Below are 13,569 nucleotides of genomic sequence, written 5' to 3' on the forward strand. Positions count from 1 at the left end.
TAAGCGCTGCGTGGCGACCGGACAAGGCCACCACGCCACGCATGTCTACGCCTGTCCGCCGCTTTCCGGCAAGGTAAAGCCGGAAACAGACTTACGCATCTCGCTGGCCATCTTGGCCAGGTTACCAATGCTCTTGGCGGTCGCCGTTGTACCGGACGATGTTTGCGAGGTGATTTCCTGGATCACGTTCATCGTGTTGGAAATGTGCCCCGCAGAAGAAGCCTGCTGGCGAGCGGCGTTGGAGATGTTCTGAATCAGGGCCGCAAGAGTCTTCGATACCTTCTCGATCTCTTCCAGCGCGACCCCGGCGTCCTGGGCCAGACGAGCACCGCGCACCACTTCGGAGGTCGTTTGTTCCATTGAGATAACGGCTTCGTTGGTGTCGGTCTGAATCGTCTTAACCAGCGCCTCGATCTGCTTGGTTGCGGCAGATGAACGTTCTGCCAGGCGCTGTACTTCGTCCGCTACCACGGCGAAGCCGCGACCCGCATCACCGGCCATGGAGGCCTGAATCGCGGCGTTCAGTGCGAGGATGTTGGTCTGGTCAGCAATGTCGTTGATCAGGCTGACGATGTCACCGATCTCCTGGGACGACTCACCGAGGCGTTTGATCCGCTTGGAGGTGTCCTGGATCTGCTCACGGATGTTATCCATGCCGGTGATAGTGTTGTGTACGACCTCGTTACCCTTGTTGGCGATGGCTACCGAACGTTCCGCTACCGCGGAGGACTCCGAGGCGTTCGCCGATACCTGGTCGATCGACACGGCCATTTCGTTGATCGCAGCCGATGCACCGGCGATTTCCTGAGCCTGGTGCTCGGAAGCTTCAGCCAGGTGCATCGCTGTGGCCTGGGTTTCCTGGGCGGCGCCGGCTACCTGCACGGCGGTCAGGTTGATGGTCACTACCAGGTCGCGCAACTGGTCGATGGAGTAGTTGATGGAGTCGGCGATGGCGCCCGTGAAGTCTTCAGTCACGGTCGCGGCAACAGTCAGGTCACCATCGGCGAGGTCGGCAATTTCGTCGAGTAGGCGCAGAATCGCCGCTTGGTTACGCTCGTTCTTCTCGGCAGTCTCGGCGAGGCGACGGTTGGTCTCGCGCACCATCACGATGCCGATCAGAATGATCGAGCCCAGCGCAAGAATGCCCAGTACATAACCGGCCAGGGTGTTGATGGCACGGCCATCTGCCATGTCTTCAAACCCTGTGGCCAGCTCGGAGGCTTTATCCAGCAAGGTTTGCGAGACGGAGAAAATGCCGTTGGCCGACTCACGCACCTGGAACAGTTCCGGCGAGGTCTCGAGGATCTCGTCTACCGAACCGGAAACAAACTCGAACAGCTCGGAAATTTCTCCCAGTCGCTCGAGCGCTTCCGCGTCGTTGACCTTGGCAATTTCCATCGCCGTATTGCCTTCCAGCATCGCGTTCAATACCCGGCCGAACAGGCTGGCATCGCGACCGAACATATCGGCTGCCTGAACCGAGTCTTGGTCGCCGGCCAGTACTTTGTTCACCGAACCGAGAATACGTTCAGCCAGCAGCGACTGACGCTGGGCCACTGACACCTGAGCGGCTGGCGCATCGCTTTCCAGCAGGATGTCGACCACTTCTTCGTACTCGACCTGCAGCTGCGGGATAGTTTCTGCCAAGGTTTCGGCCACTTGGTGAAGCGACAGAACGGTCTGTTCGCTAGCCAGAATGGCGTCGGTGTTCTGCCGCAGACTGTCCCAATCCTCCTGCACGGCACTCATCTGAGCCTGCACGGACTCTGGCGCAGAGGGCACACCACTCTCCTCGTTGCCGTCAGTCAGGTAACCCCAGCGATTTTGAAAGTCGTTACGCGCATCACGCAGAAGACCGAAGGCCTCGGCAGTACCCGCAGCCGCTTCGGTGGAGTTCTTCGCGATACGCTGAGACAGAACGCGCAACTCACCAGCGTGGCCGATGTATTCCGTATCGTAGTTGGATTGCGTGTTGATGTAGGCGAAGTTGGCGAACAACAGCACGATAGAGACGATCAGGACGATGAACAGCCCGGCGATCAGCGAACTGCTGCGCGTACTCGCGAATAAATTGCCTGCATTTAGTTTTTTCATTTCCTGGCCCCCGCCTGGACCGACCGCACTACGGTTCCCACACAACCCCAACAGGCCGACAGAGCCGACCCAACCGAAAAAGCTTTATAACGCGACATCGAGAAACCCCTGATGTTGGGCCAGTGCATGAGGACTGAATACCAACCAGGGTTGCTCACGCTGAAACACGCCATGAATAAACGGCGCGATGGACGCCTCGAGCAGCGGCAGCTGCTCGGAGAAAGTGTCCACCGGAAAATGCTGCATACCAAACACTTCATCGACCGTCAGGCCCGCGAATACGTCTTGGTGGTCAACCACCAACACACGTCGTTTTTTGCGCAGTGGCGACAACTCGTTACCGAAGAAACCGCACAGATCCATCACCGGCAGCAGACGACCGCGCACATTGGCTACGCCCTTGACCCAGCTTTTAACCCCGGGCAACAAGGTATGCCGAGGCTCATGCAGGACCTCCCCCACCTCACCCATAGGCGCGACGAAAAAGCGCTCACCCATACGAAAACCAATACCGCTCCAGGTTTGCACGGTGGCTTGCTGCATAGGCAAGCCCGCCGCCAGCAACCTGCAGCGCTGATCGATTTCGAGGAGTATTTGAAAAGGTGTCTGCGCGTCCGACATGCCAACCGTGGCCTTCTGCTTATTATTTGGTTACTGGCACGCCATCAACCCGCCAAGACGGCATTCAGGGTTTTCAGCAGTGTTGCTTCGTCAACCGGCTTGGTCAGGTAGTCCTTGGCGCCTTGGCGCTTGCCCCAGACCTTGTCGGTTTCCTGATCCTTGGTGGTAACGATAATCACCGGGATGTGGCTGGTGTCGGCGTCCTTGGTCAACTGACGGGTTGCCTGAAAGCCGTTAAGGCCCGGCATGACGATGTCCATCAATACCGCATCAGGCTTTTCCTGACGCGCCAGAGCGACACCGTCCGCGCCATTTTCCGCTTTGAGCACCTGATGGCCATTTTTTTCCAGCATGGCAGTCAGCTTGTACATCTCGGTCGGCGAGTCATCAACAATCAGAATTCGAGCCATGGTGTTTCCCAATACATGAAAAGGCGTCTACAGCGCTGCAGACGTCAGGATGCCTGTTCCACCGGAGTGAAGTTAGGGACATGGGCCTTGATCGCACCCAGCAACTCTTCCTTGCTGAAAGGCTTGGTCAGGTATTGATCGGAGCCGACGATGCGCCCCTTGGCCTTGTCGAACAGGCCATCCTTGGAGGACAGCATGATCACCGGGGTGGACTTGAAAGCACTGTTGTTCTTGATCAGGGCGCAGGTTTGATAGCCATCGAGCCGCGGCATCATGATGTCGACAAAAATAATATTGGGGTGGGTATCGGCGATCTTTGCCAAGGCATCGAAGCCATCAACTGCGGTAATTACCTCGCAACCCACTTTTTTCAGAAGGGTTTCCGCGGTACGACGAATCGTTTTCGAATCGTCGATCACCATCACCCTCAAACCCTCGGAATGCTGTTCCATGTTTGCCCTACCATTGCCTCGGTGAGTCGTTATTTTTCGCTTTCTATCAGTGCGCCTGAGGCCTTACCACCGATGGGTTGTAACCCAATCGCCGGGCCTTTTTAGCACACTCTCCCCATGCAAGCTATAAGCCGCGAAAGTGCAAGGTTTTTCCTTGACCACCCGCCGCCCCAGCGCCACCCTGACGCCACATGTTCGTCCCGACACCCTCTAAACTGCTGCCTTTCACGGAGAAATTCCCCCATGAGCGTTCGCCTCGGCATTGTCATGGACCCCATCGCCCAGATCGCCTTTAAAAAGGACAGCTCGCTGGCCATGTTGCTGGCCGCTCAAGCACGCGGCTGGTCGCTCTTCTATATGGAGCAGAAAGACCTTTACCAGGCCAAGGGCGAAGCACGTGCCCGCCTGTGCCCACTCAACGTATTCAATGACCCTCAGCGCTGGTACGAATTGGGCGCCGAAGACGACGTCGCGCTGGCCGAACTGGATGTGATCCTGATGCGCAAGGATCCACCCTTCGATAACGAATTCGTCTATTCCACCTATTTATTGGAACAGGCCGAGCAAGCCGGCGTACTGGTGGTCAACCGCCCGCAGAGCCTGCGCGACTGCAACGAAAAGCTGTTTGCCACCCAGTTTCCCCTTTGCACACCGCCAACGCTGGTCAGTCGCCGATCCGACATTCTGCGCGAGTTTGCCAAAGAGCAACGTGACATCATTCTCAAACCACTGGATGGCATGGGCGGATCTTCGATATTTCGTCATTGCGAGGGCGATCCCAACCTCTCGGTGATCCTCGAGACCCTTACCGCACACGGCACACAGCAAATAATGGCGCAACGCTACCTGCCAGCCATCCTGGAAGGCGACAAACGCATTCTGATGATCGATGGCGAGCCAGTGCCTTATTGCCTGGCGCGCATCCCGGCGCACGGCGAAACCCGTGGCAACCTTGCCGCTGGCGGCCGTGGCGAGGCTCGCCCACTGACCGAACGCGACCGCGAGATAGCCGCCGCCGTAGGCCCAACCCTGCGTGAGAAGGGCCTGCTGTTCGTCGGCCTGGACGTGATCGGCGACTACCTGACCGAAATCAACGTGACCAGCCCAACCTGCATTCGTGAGATAGACGCCGCCTACGACACCCGCATCGGCGAGCGCCTGATGGATGTCATCGAAAGCAAGCTGCACGCCAAGGCGAAAACTTGAAGCACGTAGCAGCTTCAAGCGTGTCGCTTGCAGCTGGCGGCACCAAGCCGTCAGACTGCGCGGCAACTTGAACAGACCCGAAACAGCATGAACACAGCCGCCACCCCACCCGACCTACCCGCCGCGGGCGTCCGTCCAGCGGATCGGCTGGGTTTCACCCTGTTCCTCGCAGCGGTGCTGCATGCCGCGCTGATTCTCGGTTTGGGCTTTAGCCTGGCCGAGCCCAGCCAGATCAGCAAAACCCTGGAAATCACTCTATCGAGCTTCAAAAGTGAGGAAAAACCGAAAGAAGCCGACTTTCTTGCCAAGGACAATCAACAGGGTAGCGGCACCCTGGAACACAAGGCCGCACCGAAAACCACCGAGCAGGCCATGTTTCAGGACACCCAAGTCAAGCGCGTGACGCCGCCCGCCGCGGCGCCGCAACCGGCGGTTCGCCAGCAAGCACCAAAAGCCGCAGTAGCGACTAGCACCCCGCAACCGCAAAAGACCCAGGTCAAACGCGAAGCAGTCAAACCCACAGTGCAGGCACCGCCGGCACCGGTATTCGACAGCTCGCAACTTTCTGCAGAAATTGCCAGCCTGGAAGCCGAGCTGGCCAATGACATCCAGCAATATGCCAAACGGCCGAAAATCCACCGACTGAGTGCCGCCTCGACCATGCGTGACAAGGGCGCCTGGTACAAGGACGAATGGCGCAAGAAGGTTGAGCGGGTTGGCAACCTCAACTACCCGGACGACGCACGCCGCCAGCAAATTTACGGCAGCCTGCGCGTGCTGGTATCAATCAACCGTGACGGCACGCTCTACGAAGTGCAGGTCTTGGAATCCTCCGGCCAGCCACTCCTTGACCAGGCCGCCTTGCGCATCGTGCGCCTGGCAGCGCCCTACGCGCCGTTCACCGGTGACCTGGCCGATGTCGACCGCCTGGAAATTATCCGCACCTGGCGCTTCGAGCGCGGCGACCGCTTGTCCAGCAACTGAAGCAGCACGCAAGAATCAGCTCACCGAAGCCACAGGATCAGGTTTTTTTCTTGCAGCGTGCAGCGTGACGCTTGAAGCTCTTGGCTCCAGGCCTGAAACTATTCCCATGAAAGACACCAAACCCAGCTACCTCAAGCACCAATTTCTGATTGCCATGCCGCACATGGCCGATCCGAATTTTGCGCAGACCCTGATCTACCTGATCGAACACAACGAGCAGGGCGCCATGGGTCTGGTGATCAACCGCCCGAACGGCCTCAGCCTGGCCGATGTGCTGGAGCAGTTGCGACCTGACGACGAGCCACCGGTACTCTGCCGCAACCTGCTGATTTTTTCCGGCGGCCCGGTACAGACAGACCGCGGCTTCGTCCTGCACCCGACCGGGCCGCAGTTCCAGGCCACCCTTGAACTCGGCGAGCTGGGCTTGTCCACCTCCCAGGACGCATTGTTCGCCATTGCCGACGGCAGCGGACCGGATAAATACCTGATCACCCTCGGCTATGCCGGATGGGATACCGGACAACTGGAAGCCGAGCTGACCGATAATGCCTGGCTGACCTGCCCGGCCGACAGCACCATCCTCTTCGACCTGCCCTTCGATCAGCGCCTGAACGCCGCTGCTGCGCGCCTGGGTGTCAACCTCAGCCTGCTCACCTCGCAAGCCGGGCACGCCTGATGAGCGTGAGCAAACCGCTGCGTCTGTTACTGGGCTTCGATTATGGCAGCAAGCAGATCGGCGTTGCGGTCGGCCAGGTGATCACCGGCCAGGCCCGCGAACTGTGCATCCTCAAGGCGCAAAACGGCGTACCAGACTGGCTGAAGGTCGAAGCATTGATCAAGGAATGGCAGCCGGACGCCATCGTCGTCGGCCTGCCGCTGAACATGGACGGCACGAAAAGCGAGATGAGCGACCGCGCGGAAAAATTCGCCCGGCGTCTTAACGGCCGCTTCAATCTGCCCGTGCACACCCACGACGAACGCCTGACCACCTATGAGGCCAAGGGCCAACGCCTGCAACAGGGACAGACCAGCGGCTACCGCGAGCGCCCGGTCGATGCCCTGGCCGCCGCACTCTTATTGCAGGGCTGGCTAGAAGAAAATTGCTCGGGCTGACCGCCCGCCGAGTCTGTATCTGGAGTGTTGCCATGAGCTTACCCAACCCCGCCGAACTGCTGCCGCAAATGGCCGCAGCGCTGGTCAACCACCTCAATCAGCGACAGATCAGCGAACCACGCTTTATCGGCATTCGCACAGGTGGCGTGTGGGTCGCGCAAGCGCTGCTCGAAGCCTTGGGCAATTCAGCGCCACTGGGCATCCTCGACGTGTCTTTTTACCGCGATGATTTCACCCAGAACGGCCTGCACCCGCAAGTACAGCCGTCCGAACTGCCGTTCGAGGTTGAAGGCCAGCATCTGGTCTTGATCGACGACGTATTGATGAGCGGCCGCACCATCCGCGCCGCGCTCAATGAACTGTTCGACTATGGCCGCCCGGCCAGCGTGACCCTGGTCAGCCTGCTCGACCTGAATGCCCACGAGCTGCCGATCCGCCCCGACGTGGTCGGCGCCAGCCTGTCGCTCGCCGCCGATCAGCGGGTAAAACTGTCCGGCCCCACGCCGCTGACCCTCGAACTCCAGACGCTGGCCAACCGAGAATGATCGCGATGACTCCCATGGATGCCAAGCGCCCGCTGCAGCTCAACGACCAAGGTCAGCTGCGCCACTTCCTCTCCCTCGACGGCCTGCCGCGCGAGCTGCTGACGGAAATCCTCGACACCGCCGACTCCTTCCTCGAAGTCGGTGCGCGAGCGGTGAAGAAAGTACCGCTGCTGCGCGGCAAAACCGTGTGCAACGTGTTCTTCGAGAACTCCACACGCACCCGCACCACCTTCGAGCTGGCAGCCCAACGCCTGTCTGCCGACGTCATCACCCTCAATGTATCGACCAGCTCGACCAGCAAGGGCGAAACCCTGTTCGATACCTTGCGCAACCTCGAGGCCATGGCAGCCGACATCTTCGTGGTACGCCATGCCGACTCCGGCGCCGCGCACTTCATCGCCGAACACGTCTGCCCGAACCTGGCGATCATCAATGGCGGCGATGGCCGCCACGCCCACCCGACCCAGGGCATGCTCGATATGCTGACGATTCGTCGGCATAAAGGTGGTTTCGAGAACCTTTCGGTGGCCATCGTCGGCGACATCCTGCACTCGCGGGTGGCGCGCTCGAACATGATCGCGCTGAAAACCCTGGGTTGCCCGGACATCCGTGTGATCGCACCGAAAACCCTGCTGCCGGTCGGCATCGAGCAGTACGGCGTGACCGTCTACAGCGACATGGCCGCAGGCCTCAAGGACGTCGACGTGGTGATCATGCTGCGCCTGCAGCGCGAGCGCATGACCGGCGGCCTGCTGCCCAGTGAGGGCGAGTTCTACCGCCTGTTCGGCCTGACCGAGCAACGTCTGGCCCTGGCCAAGCCGGATGCCCTGGTCATGCACCCAGGGCCGATCAACCGTGGCGTGGAAATCGAGTCGGCAGTGGCCGATGGCCCACAATCGGTAATCCTCAACCAGGTCACCTACGGCATTGCCGTGCGCATGGCCGTACTGTCGATGGCCATGAGCGGGCAAAACGCCCAGCGTCAAATCAACCAGGAAGCCGAGGAATCCAACTGATGCGTATCGCAATCCTCGGTGCCCGCGTCATCGACCCAAGCAGTGGCCTTGATCAAGTCAGCGACCTGTTTATCGACGGCAGTAAGCTCATCGCCATTGGCCAGGCCCCGCTCGACTTCGTCGCAGAAAAAACCATCAACGCCCAAGGCCTCGTAGTAGCGCCTGGGCTGGTCGATTTGTCCGTGGCCCTGCGCGAACCCGGCTACAGCCGCAAGGGCAGCATCGCCAGCGAAACCCTGGCCGCAGCCGCTGGTGGTGTCACCAGCCTGTGCTGCCCGCCCTTTACCAAACCGGTACTCGACACCCCGGCGGTGGCCGAACTGATCCTCGACCGCGCCCGCGAGGCGGGTCACACCAAAGTCTTTCCCATCGGCGCATTGAGCAAAAACCTGGACGGTGAACAGCTGGCCGAACTGGTGGCCCTGCGCGACGCTGGCTGCGTGGCCTTCGGCAACGGCCTGGATAGCTTCCGCAACACCCGTACCCTGCGCCGCGCCCTGGAATATGCTGCCACCTTCGACCTGACGGTGATCTTCCATTCCCAGGATCATGACCTGGCTGAAGGCGGCTTGGCCCACGAGGGCCCTACTGCCAGCTTCCTCGGCCTGGCCGGCATTCCGGAAACCGCCGAGACGGTGGCCCTGGCCCGCGACCTGCTGCTGGTCGAACAAAGCGGTGTGCGCGCCCACTTCAGCCAGCTGACCAGCGCCCGCGGCGCCCAACTGATCGCCGATGCCCAGGCCCGTGGCCTGCCAGTGACGGCAGATGTGGCGCTGTATCAGCTGATCCTCACCGATGAGGCGCTGAGCGACTTCTCCAGTCTGTATCACGTACAGCCACCACTGCGCACCCGCGGCGACCGCGATGGCCTGCGCGCGGCACTCAAGAACGGGGTGATTTCGGCCATCGCCAGCCACCACCAACCCCACGAGCGTGACGCCAAGCTGGCGCCCTTCGGTGCTACCGAGCCGGGCATCAGCAGCGTGCAACTGCTGCTGCCGCTGGCCATGAGCCTGGTGGAAGACGGTCTGCTCGACTTACCAACGCTGCTCGCACGCCTGTCCAGCGGCCCAGCTCAGGCCTTACGCCTGCCCGCCGGGCGACTGGCCGTAGGCGCGCCAGCCGACCTGCTGCTATTCGATCCGCAGGCCTCGACCCTGGCCGGGGAAAGCTGGCACTCGAAAGGCGCCAACTGCCCGTTTATCGGCCATTGCCTGCCCGGCGCGGTGCGTTACACCTTGGTCGATGGGCATATCAGCTATCAGGCCTGAGTGAGATACCTCTCGTAGGGTGCGCCCGGTGCTCGCTTGACTGCGCACCCTACGAGATAAGCCCATTGCGCGCCGGCTGACGCATGGCTTCCGTCAGCCGCGCTGGGCGTTCTTGATCGAAATCTGGGTGTTCAGCGTCCAGAAGTCATAGAGCACGCCAATCAGGAACAGGCCACCGGTAAACAAGTAGATGATCCCGGTAATCCACTTGCCCTGGTACATGCGGTGCACACCGAAAATGCCGAGGAAAGTCAGCAGAATCCAGGCCACGTTGTAATCGGTGTCGCCTGCGGTAAACCGCAGGTCGGCTTCCCGGTCCATCGCCGGGATCAAAAACAGGTCGATGATCCAACCGACGAACAACAAGCCAAGAGTAAAAAACCAGATGGTCCCGGTCACAGGCTTGCCGTAATAAAAGCGGTGGGCGCCGAGAAAGCCAAATATCCACAACAAATAGCCGATAAGTTTGCTGTGCGTGTCCTGACGCTGCATATGCGTGTCTCCTGATGGCTTGGGCTGTATCTGACGCCAGACTCTACCCGAGGTTCGCGGCCCGAGGAAATCCGCGGCATCACCTTAAACATCAGCGCTTGAACCCTGCTTACTATTGCTAAATACTGTATGGATAAACAGTTAAGCAGGCCGCATCATGCAGCTGATCGAAAAACTCACTGTCCTCGCCGACGCGGCCAAGTACGACGCATCCTGCGCCAGCAGCGGTGCGCCCACGCGCAGTTCCAAAGGTAAAAGTGGCATCGGCTCAACCAACGGCATGGGTATCTGCCACAGCTTTACTCCAGACGGGCGCTGCGTGGCCCTGCTGAAGATCCTGCTGACCAACTTCTGCCTGTATGACTGCCAATACTGCGTGAACCGCCGCTCCAGCGACGTGCCGCGCGCGCGCTTCACCCCGGAAGAAGTGGTCACCCTGACTATCGACTTCTATAAGCGCAACTGCATCAGCGGTTTGTTTCTCAGCTCAGGCATCATCCGCTCGGCCGACTACACCATGGAGCAGCTGATCCGCGTAGCCAAGTTGCTGCGCGAAGAGCACGAGTTTCGCGGCTATATCCACCTCAAGACCATTCCCGACGCCGACCCGCGACTGATTGCCGAGGCCGGCCGCTACGCTGATCGCCTTAGCGTCAATATCGAACTGCCCACCGAAAGCAGCCTGATCCGCCTGGCTCCGGAGAAACAGGTGCGCACCATCAAGCAGGCCATGCACTCGATCCATCTGGGCGAGAGCGAAGCCCGAGCGGAACCACGTGCGCCGCGTTTCGCCCCGGCCGGGCAGAGCACGCAGATGATCATTGGCGCAGATGACACCGACGACAGCACCATCCTGCATACCGCCGCCTCGCTCTACGGCGACTACCGCCTGCGCCGGGTGTACTACTCGGCCTTTAGCCCGATCCCGCAGAGCCCGAATACCGTGCCCTTCGAAGCGCCGCCACTGCTGCGCGAGCACCGTCTGTATCAGGCCGATTTTCTGATGCGCGGCTACGGTTTCGAGGCAGGAGAACTGCTCAGCGGCCCCGGTAATCTGGCCCTGGATATCGACCCGAAGCTGGCCTGGGCGCTGAACAACCGCGAGCACTTCCCGGTCGACCTCAACCGCGCCGAAGCAGCGATGATCGCCCGCGTACCCGGTATCGGCGTACTCAGCGCCAAGCGCCTGGTCGCCCTACGCCGACAGAAACGCATCCGCTTCGAAGACCTGACGCGCCTGCGCTGCGCCCTGGAAAAAGCCAAGCCTTTTATCGTCACCCAGGACTATCGTCCCCTGCAGGCCAGCCGCGAATCACTGCTACTGCGCCAGCAGTTGAGTGAAGCGCCCGCGCAGATGGCGCTGTGGTGATGCTCAGCGTGCAGTTCGACGGCAGTTTTACCGGCTGGCGTGAGGCTGCCAGAGGGCTATTGCAGCAAGGCGTAGCACCGCATCAGGTCAACTGGCTGGGTGACGGCGACGCCGGCGGCCTGTTTGACCATGCACCGGTATCCGTCAGCACACCGTCGGAGGCACCCGCTCCGCGCATCCCCAAGCAGCTGCTTGAGTTGCTACAGAGCGCGGCACGCTTTCGCATCGCGGATCGCTGGAGCCTGCTCTACCGGATTCTCTGGCGGGTCGCCCAGGGCGATCGCGCCGCCATGTTACCCGGGGATATCGACGGCAGCGTGCTGCATAAACGGCTAAAAGCGGTGCGCCGCGAAACCCATCATCTGCATGCATTTCTGCGCTTTCACCCGCGGCCGGAAAACGCCGAAGGCCCGCAACTGGTCGCCTGGCATGAACCAGCCCACGATATTCTACGGAGCGCCAGCGGACACTTTGCCGAGCGACTGGGCCGGAGTACCTGGCTGATTGCCACACCGGATGACGGCGTGTATTGGGATGGCCAGCGCCTGCACCACCACCGACCCTGCCCGAGTGAGTGGCAACGCCTGGCGCAAGCGCCCGAAGATGACGGTGAAGCGCTGTGGCTGGCCTATTACGGCAGCACCTTCAACCCGGCGCGCCTCAACCGCAGTGCACTGCAGAACAACCTGCCTGTGCGCTTCTGGAAAAACCTGCCGGAAGGCCCGCTGATTCCACAACTGATGAGCCAGGCCCGCGCCGGCGCTCAGCGCAATGGCCAAGCCGAGGCGGTCGCGCGCCAAGGCGGCAAACGCATTCACTGCAGCGCAGCGAAGGCGCCGCCTCTCAACGAAAGCGCTTGCCCGGATCCTCTTCGCTGATTTCCAGCGACAACCCTTGGGACATACTGCTCAGATGATCGCCGTCGGTTTCCGAGCCCAGCTTGATCATCAGGCGCAAGTCGTTAGCCGAGTCAGCGTAAAGCAGCGCATCTTCGTAGGTGATTTCGCCCTGACTGTATAGGTTGAACAGCGCCTGGTCGAACGTCTGCATGCCCAGTTCGGTGGAGCGTTTCATCAGTGATTTGAGCTCGTGTACCTCACCCTTGCGGATCAGGTCGGCAGCCAGCGGGGTGTTGATCAGCACCTCAATCACCGCGCGGCGGCCCTTGCCGTCCGGGGTCGGGATCAGTTGCTGGGCGACGATAGCCTTGAGGTTGAGCGACAGGTCCATCCATACCTGATTCTGCCGGTCAGCCGGGAAGAAGTTGATAATCCGGTCCAGCGCCTGGTTGGCATTGTTGGCGTGCAGGGTGGCCAGGCACAGGTGACCGGTTTCGGCGAAGGTAACGGCATGGTCCATGGTTTCGCGGGTGCGCACCTCGCCAATCAGGATCACGTCTGGTGCCTGGCGTAAGGTGTTCTTCAGCGCCACCTCGAAAGAGTCGGTGTCGATGCCGACTTCGCGCTGGGTGACGATGCAGCTCTGGTGCTGGTGGATGTACTCGATCGGGTCTTCGATGGAGATGATATGACCGCTGCTGTTCTTGTTGCGGTAGCCAATCATCGCCGCTAGCGAGGTGGATTTACCGGTACCGGTGGCACCGACGAACAGCACCAGGCCACGCTTGGTCAGAGCCAGCTTCTTGAGAATTTCCGGCAGCTTGAGGTCATCAAGGGTCGGGATGTTGGTCTCGATCCGGCGCAACACCATCCCCGCCAGATTACGCTGGTAGAAGGCACTGACACGGAAGCGACCGATACCACGGGCACTGATGGCGAAGTTGCATTCGTGACTCTCGGCGAAGTCGCGGCGCTGCTGATCATTCATTACCGAATGCACGGTTTCCCGGGTTTGCTCGGGAGACATCGGGGTTTTGGTCACTGGCATGATCTTGCCGTTGACCTTCATCGACGGCGGTACGCCGGCAGTGATAAACAGGTCAGAAGCGCCTTTCTCGACCATCAGGCGCAGCAGTTTTTCAAATTCCATGCGTTAT

The 13,569-nt window shown here is 60.5% G+C and carries 15 protein-coding genes; 9 read left to right on the forward strand and 6 right to left on the reverse strand.

The features are described 5' to 3' along the window. Window positions 1–45: 45 nt before the first annotated feature. From Q8K09_RS20910 to pilG, 4 genes are all read right to left on the reverse strand, one after another. On the reverse strand, window positions 46–2,094 hold the full coding sequence (locus Q8K09_RS20910; protein ID WP_305256931.1) for a methyl-accepting chemotaxis protein: 2,049 nt from the start codon (window positions 2,092–2,094) through the stop codon (window positions 46–48). Window positions 2,095–2,178: 84 nt separating this feature from the next. Further along, a complete protein-coding gene (locus tag Q8K09_RS20915) occupies window positions 2,179–2,715 on the reverse strand; it encodes a chemotaxis protein CheW (protein ID WP_305256932.1) in 537 nt (178 codons plus the stop codon). Between the two features lie 44 nt (window positions 2,716–2,759). After that, window positions 2,760–3,125 (reverse strand): twitching motility response regulator PilH, encoded by a 366-nt coding sequence (gene pilH, locus Q8K09_RS20920; RefSeq protein ID WP_090498029.1) that lies wholly within the window; start codon window positions 3,123–3,125, stop codon window positions 2,760–2,762. A 44-nt stretch (window positions 3,126–3,169) separates the two neighbouring features. Beyond that, entirely contained in the window at window positions 3,170–3,577 is a 408-nt protein-coding gene (gene pilG, locus Q8K09_RS20925) for a twitching motility response regulator PilG (protein ID WP_079203716.1), read from the reverse strand. 243 nt (window positions 3,578–3,820) lie between these two features. Here pilG and gshB point away from each other — a divergent pair, with 243 nt between their 5' ends. From gshB to Q8K09_RS20960, 7 genes are all read left to right on the forward strand, one after another. Then, a complete protein-coding gene (gshB, locus tag Q8K09_RS20930; protein ID WP_305256933.1) occupies window positions 3,821–4,783 on the forward strand; it encodes a glutathione synthase in 963 nt (320 codons plus the stop codon). Between the two features lie 87 nt (window positions 4,784–4,870). Then, on the forward strand, window positions 4,871–5,767 hold the full coding sequence (locus Q8K09_RS20935) for an energy transducer TonB (RefSeq protein ID WP_305256934.1): 897 nt from the start codon (window positions 4,871–4,873) through the stop codon (window positions 5,765–5,767). 106 nt (window positions 5,768–5,873) lie between these two features. After that, on the forward strand, window positions 5,874–6,443 hold the full coding sequence (locus Q8K09_RS20940) for a YqgE/AlgH family protein (RefSeq protein ID WP_305256936.1): 570 nt from the start codon (window positions 5,874–5,876) through the stop codon (window positions 6,441–6,443). Next, window positions 6,443–6,880 (forward strand): Holliday junction resolvase RuvX, encoded by a 438-nt coding sequence (gene ruvX / locus Q8K09_RS20945; protein WP_305256937.1) that lies wholly within the window; start codon window positions 6,443–6,445, stop codon window positions 6,878–6,880. The genes Q8K09_RS20940 and ruvX overlap by 1 nt, the downstream gene beginning before the upstream one ends. Before the next feature lie 32 nt (window positions 6,881–6,912). Then, entirely contained in the window at window positions 6,913–7,425 is a 513-nt protein-coding gene (gene pyrR, locus Q8K09_RS20950) for a bifunctional pyr operon transcriptional regulator/uracil phosphoribosyltransferase PyrR (RefSeq protein ID WP_305256938.1), read from the forward strand. Between the two features lie 5 nt (window positions 7,426–7,430). Next, window positions 7,431–8,441, forward strand: coding sequence for an aspartate carbamoyltransferase catalytic subunit (locus Q8K09_RS20955; protein WP_305256989.1), 1,011 nt, complete (start codon window positions 7,431–7,433; stop codon window positions 8,439–8,441). Then, window positions 8,441–9,712 carry a dihydroorotase gene (locus Q8K09_RS20960; RefSeq protein ID WP_305256939.1) on the forward strand — a complete coding sequence of 424 codons (1,272 nt, stop codon included), beginning with the start codon at window positions 8,441–8,443 and terminating at the stop codon, window positions 9,710–9,712. Before Q8K09_RS20955 ends, Q8K09_RS20960 begins: the two co-directional genes overlap by 1 nt. Before the next feature lie 93 nt (window positions 9,713–9,805). On the opposite strand, the gene Q8K09_RS20965 is transcribed toward Q8K09_RS20960, so the two are convergent. After that, window positions 9,806–10,204 (reverse strand): TM2 domain-containing protein, encoded by a 399-nt coding sequence (locus Q8K09_RS20965; protein WP_305256940.1) that lies wholly within the window; start codon window positions 10,202–10,204, stop codon window positions 9,806–9,808. A 157-nt stretch (window positions 10,205–10,361) separates the two neighbouring features. Here Q8K09_RS20965 and Q8K09_RS20970 point away from each other — a divergent pair, with 157 nt between their 5' ends. Together Q8K09_RS20970 and Q8K09_RS20975 are read left to right on the forward strand one after the other, a co-directional pair. Continuing rightward, on the forward strand, window positions 10,362–11,573 hold the full coding sequence (locus tag Q8K09_RS20970; protein WP_305256941.1) for a putative DNA modification/repair radical SAM protein: 1,212 nt from the start codon (window positions 10,362–10,364) through the stop codon (window positions 11,571–11,573). Then, entirely contained in the window at window positions 11,573–12,451 is an 879-nt protein-coding gene (locus Q8K09_RS20975) for a TIGR03915 family putative DNA repair protein (protein WP_305256942.1), read from the forward strand. The genes Q8K09_RS20970 and Q8K09_RS20975 overlap by 1 nt, the downstream gene beginning before the upstream one ends. Here the strand turns inward: Q8K09_RS20975 and Q8K09_RS20980 are convergent. Beyond that, on the reverse strand, window positions 12,417–13,562 hold the full coding sequence (locus Q8K09_RS20980; protein WP_305256943.1) for a PilT/PilU family type 4a pilus ATPase: 1,146 nt from the start codon (window positions 13,560–13,562) through the stop codon (window positions 12,417–12,419). The genes Q8K09_RS20975 and Q8K09_RS20980 overlap by 35 nt on opposite strands. Between the last annotated feature and the right edge of the window lie 7 nt (window positions 13,563–13,569).

It is taken from the genome of Pseudomonas sp. (genome assembly GCF_030683065.1).
Classification (GTDB): domain Bacteria; phylum Pseudomonadota; class Gammaproteobacteria; order Pseudomonadales; family Pseudomonadaceae; genus Aquipseudomonas.

Excerpts from the sequence above, each read along its gene's own strand:
- Q8K09_RS20910 (WP_305256931.1), bottom strand. The coding sequence starts at position 2,094 with ATGAAAAAACTAAATGCAGGCAATTTATTCGCGAGTACGCGCAGCAGT.
- Q8K09_RS20915 (WP_305256932.1), bottom strand. The coding sequence starts at position 2,715 with ATGTCGGACGCGCAGACACCTTTTCAAATACTCCTCGAAATCGATCAG.
- pilH (WP_090498029.1), bottom strand. The coding sequence starts at position 3,125 with ATGGCTCGAATTCTGATTGTTGATGACTCGCCGACCGAGATGTACAAG.
- pilG (WP_079203716.1), bottom strand. The coding sequence starts at position 3,577 with ATGGAACAGCATTCCGAGGGTTTGAGGGTGATGGTGATCGACGATTCG.
- gshB (WP_305256933.1), top strand. The coding sequence starts at position 3,821 with ATGAGCGTTCGCCTCGGCATTGTCATGGACCCCATCGCCCAGATCGCC.
- Q8K09_RS20935 (WP_305256934.1), top strand. The coding sequence starts at position 4,871 with ATGAACACAGCCGCCACCCCACCCGACCTACCCGCCGCGGGCGTCCGT.
- Q8K09_RS20940 (WP_305256936.1), top strand. The coding sequence starts at position 5,874 with ATGAAAGACACCAAACCCAGCTACCTCAAGCACCAATTTCTGATTGCC.
- ruvX (WP_305256937.1), top strand. The coding sequence starts at position 6,443 with ATGAGCGTGAGCAAACCGCTGCGTCTGTTACTGGGCTTCGATTATGGC.
- pyrR (WP_305256938.1), top strand. The coding sequence starts at position 6,913 with ATGAGCTTACCCAACCCCGCCGAACTGCTGCCGCAAATGGCCGCAGCG.
- Q8K09_RS20955 (WP_305256989.1), top strand. The coding sequence starts at position 7,431 with ATGACTCCCATGGATGCCAAGCGCCCGCTGCAGCTCAACGACCAAGGT.
- Q8K09_RS20960 (WP_305256939.1), top strand. The coding sequence starts at position 8,441 with ATGCGTATCGCAATCCTCGGTGCCCGCGTCATCGACCCAAGCAGTGGC.
- Q8K09_RS20965 (WP_305256940.1), bottom strand. The coding sequence starts at position 10,204 with ATGCAGCGTCAGGACACGCACAGCAAACTTATCGGCTATTTGTTGTGG.
- Q8K09_RS20970 (WP_305256941.1), top strand. The coding sequence starts at position 10,362 with ATGCAGCTGATCGAAAAACTCACTGTCCTCGCCGACGCGGCCAAGTAC.
- Q8K09_RS20975 (WP_305256942.1), top strand. The coding sequence starts at position 11,573 with ATGCTCAGCGTGCAGTTCGACGGCAGTTTTACCGGCTGGCGTGAGGCT.
- Q8K09_RS20980 (WP_305256943.1), bottom strand. The coding sequence starts at position 13,562 with ATGGAATTTGAAAAACTGCTGCGCCTGATGGTCGAGAAAGGCGCTTCT.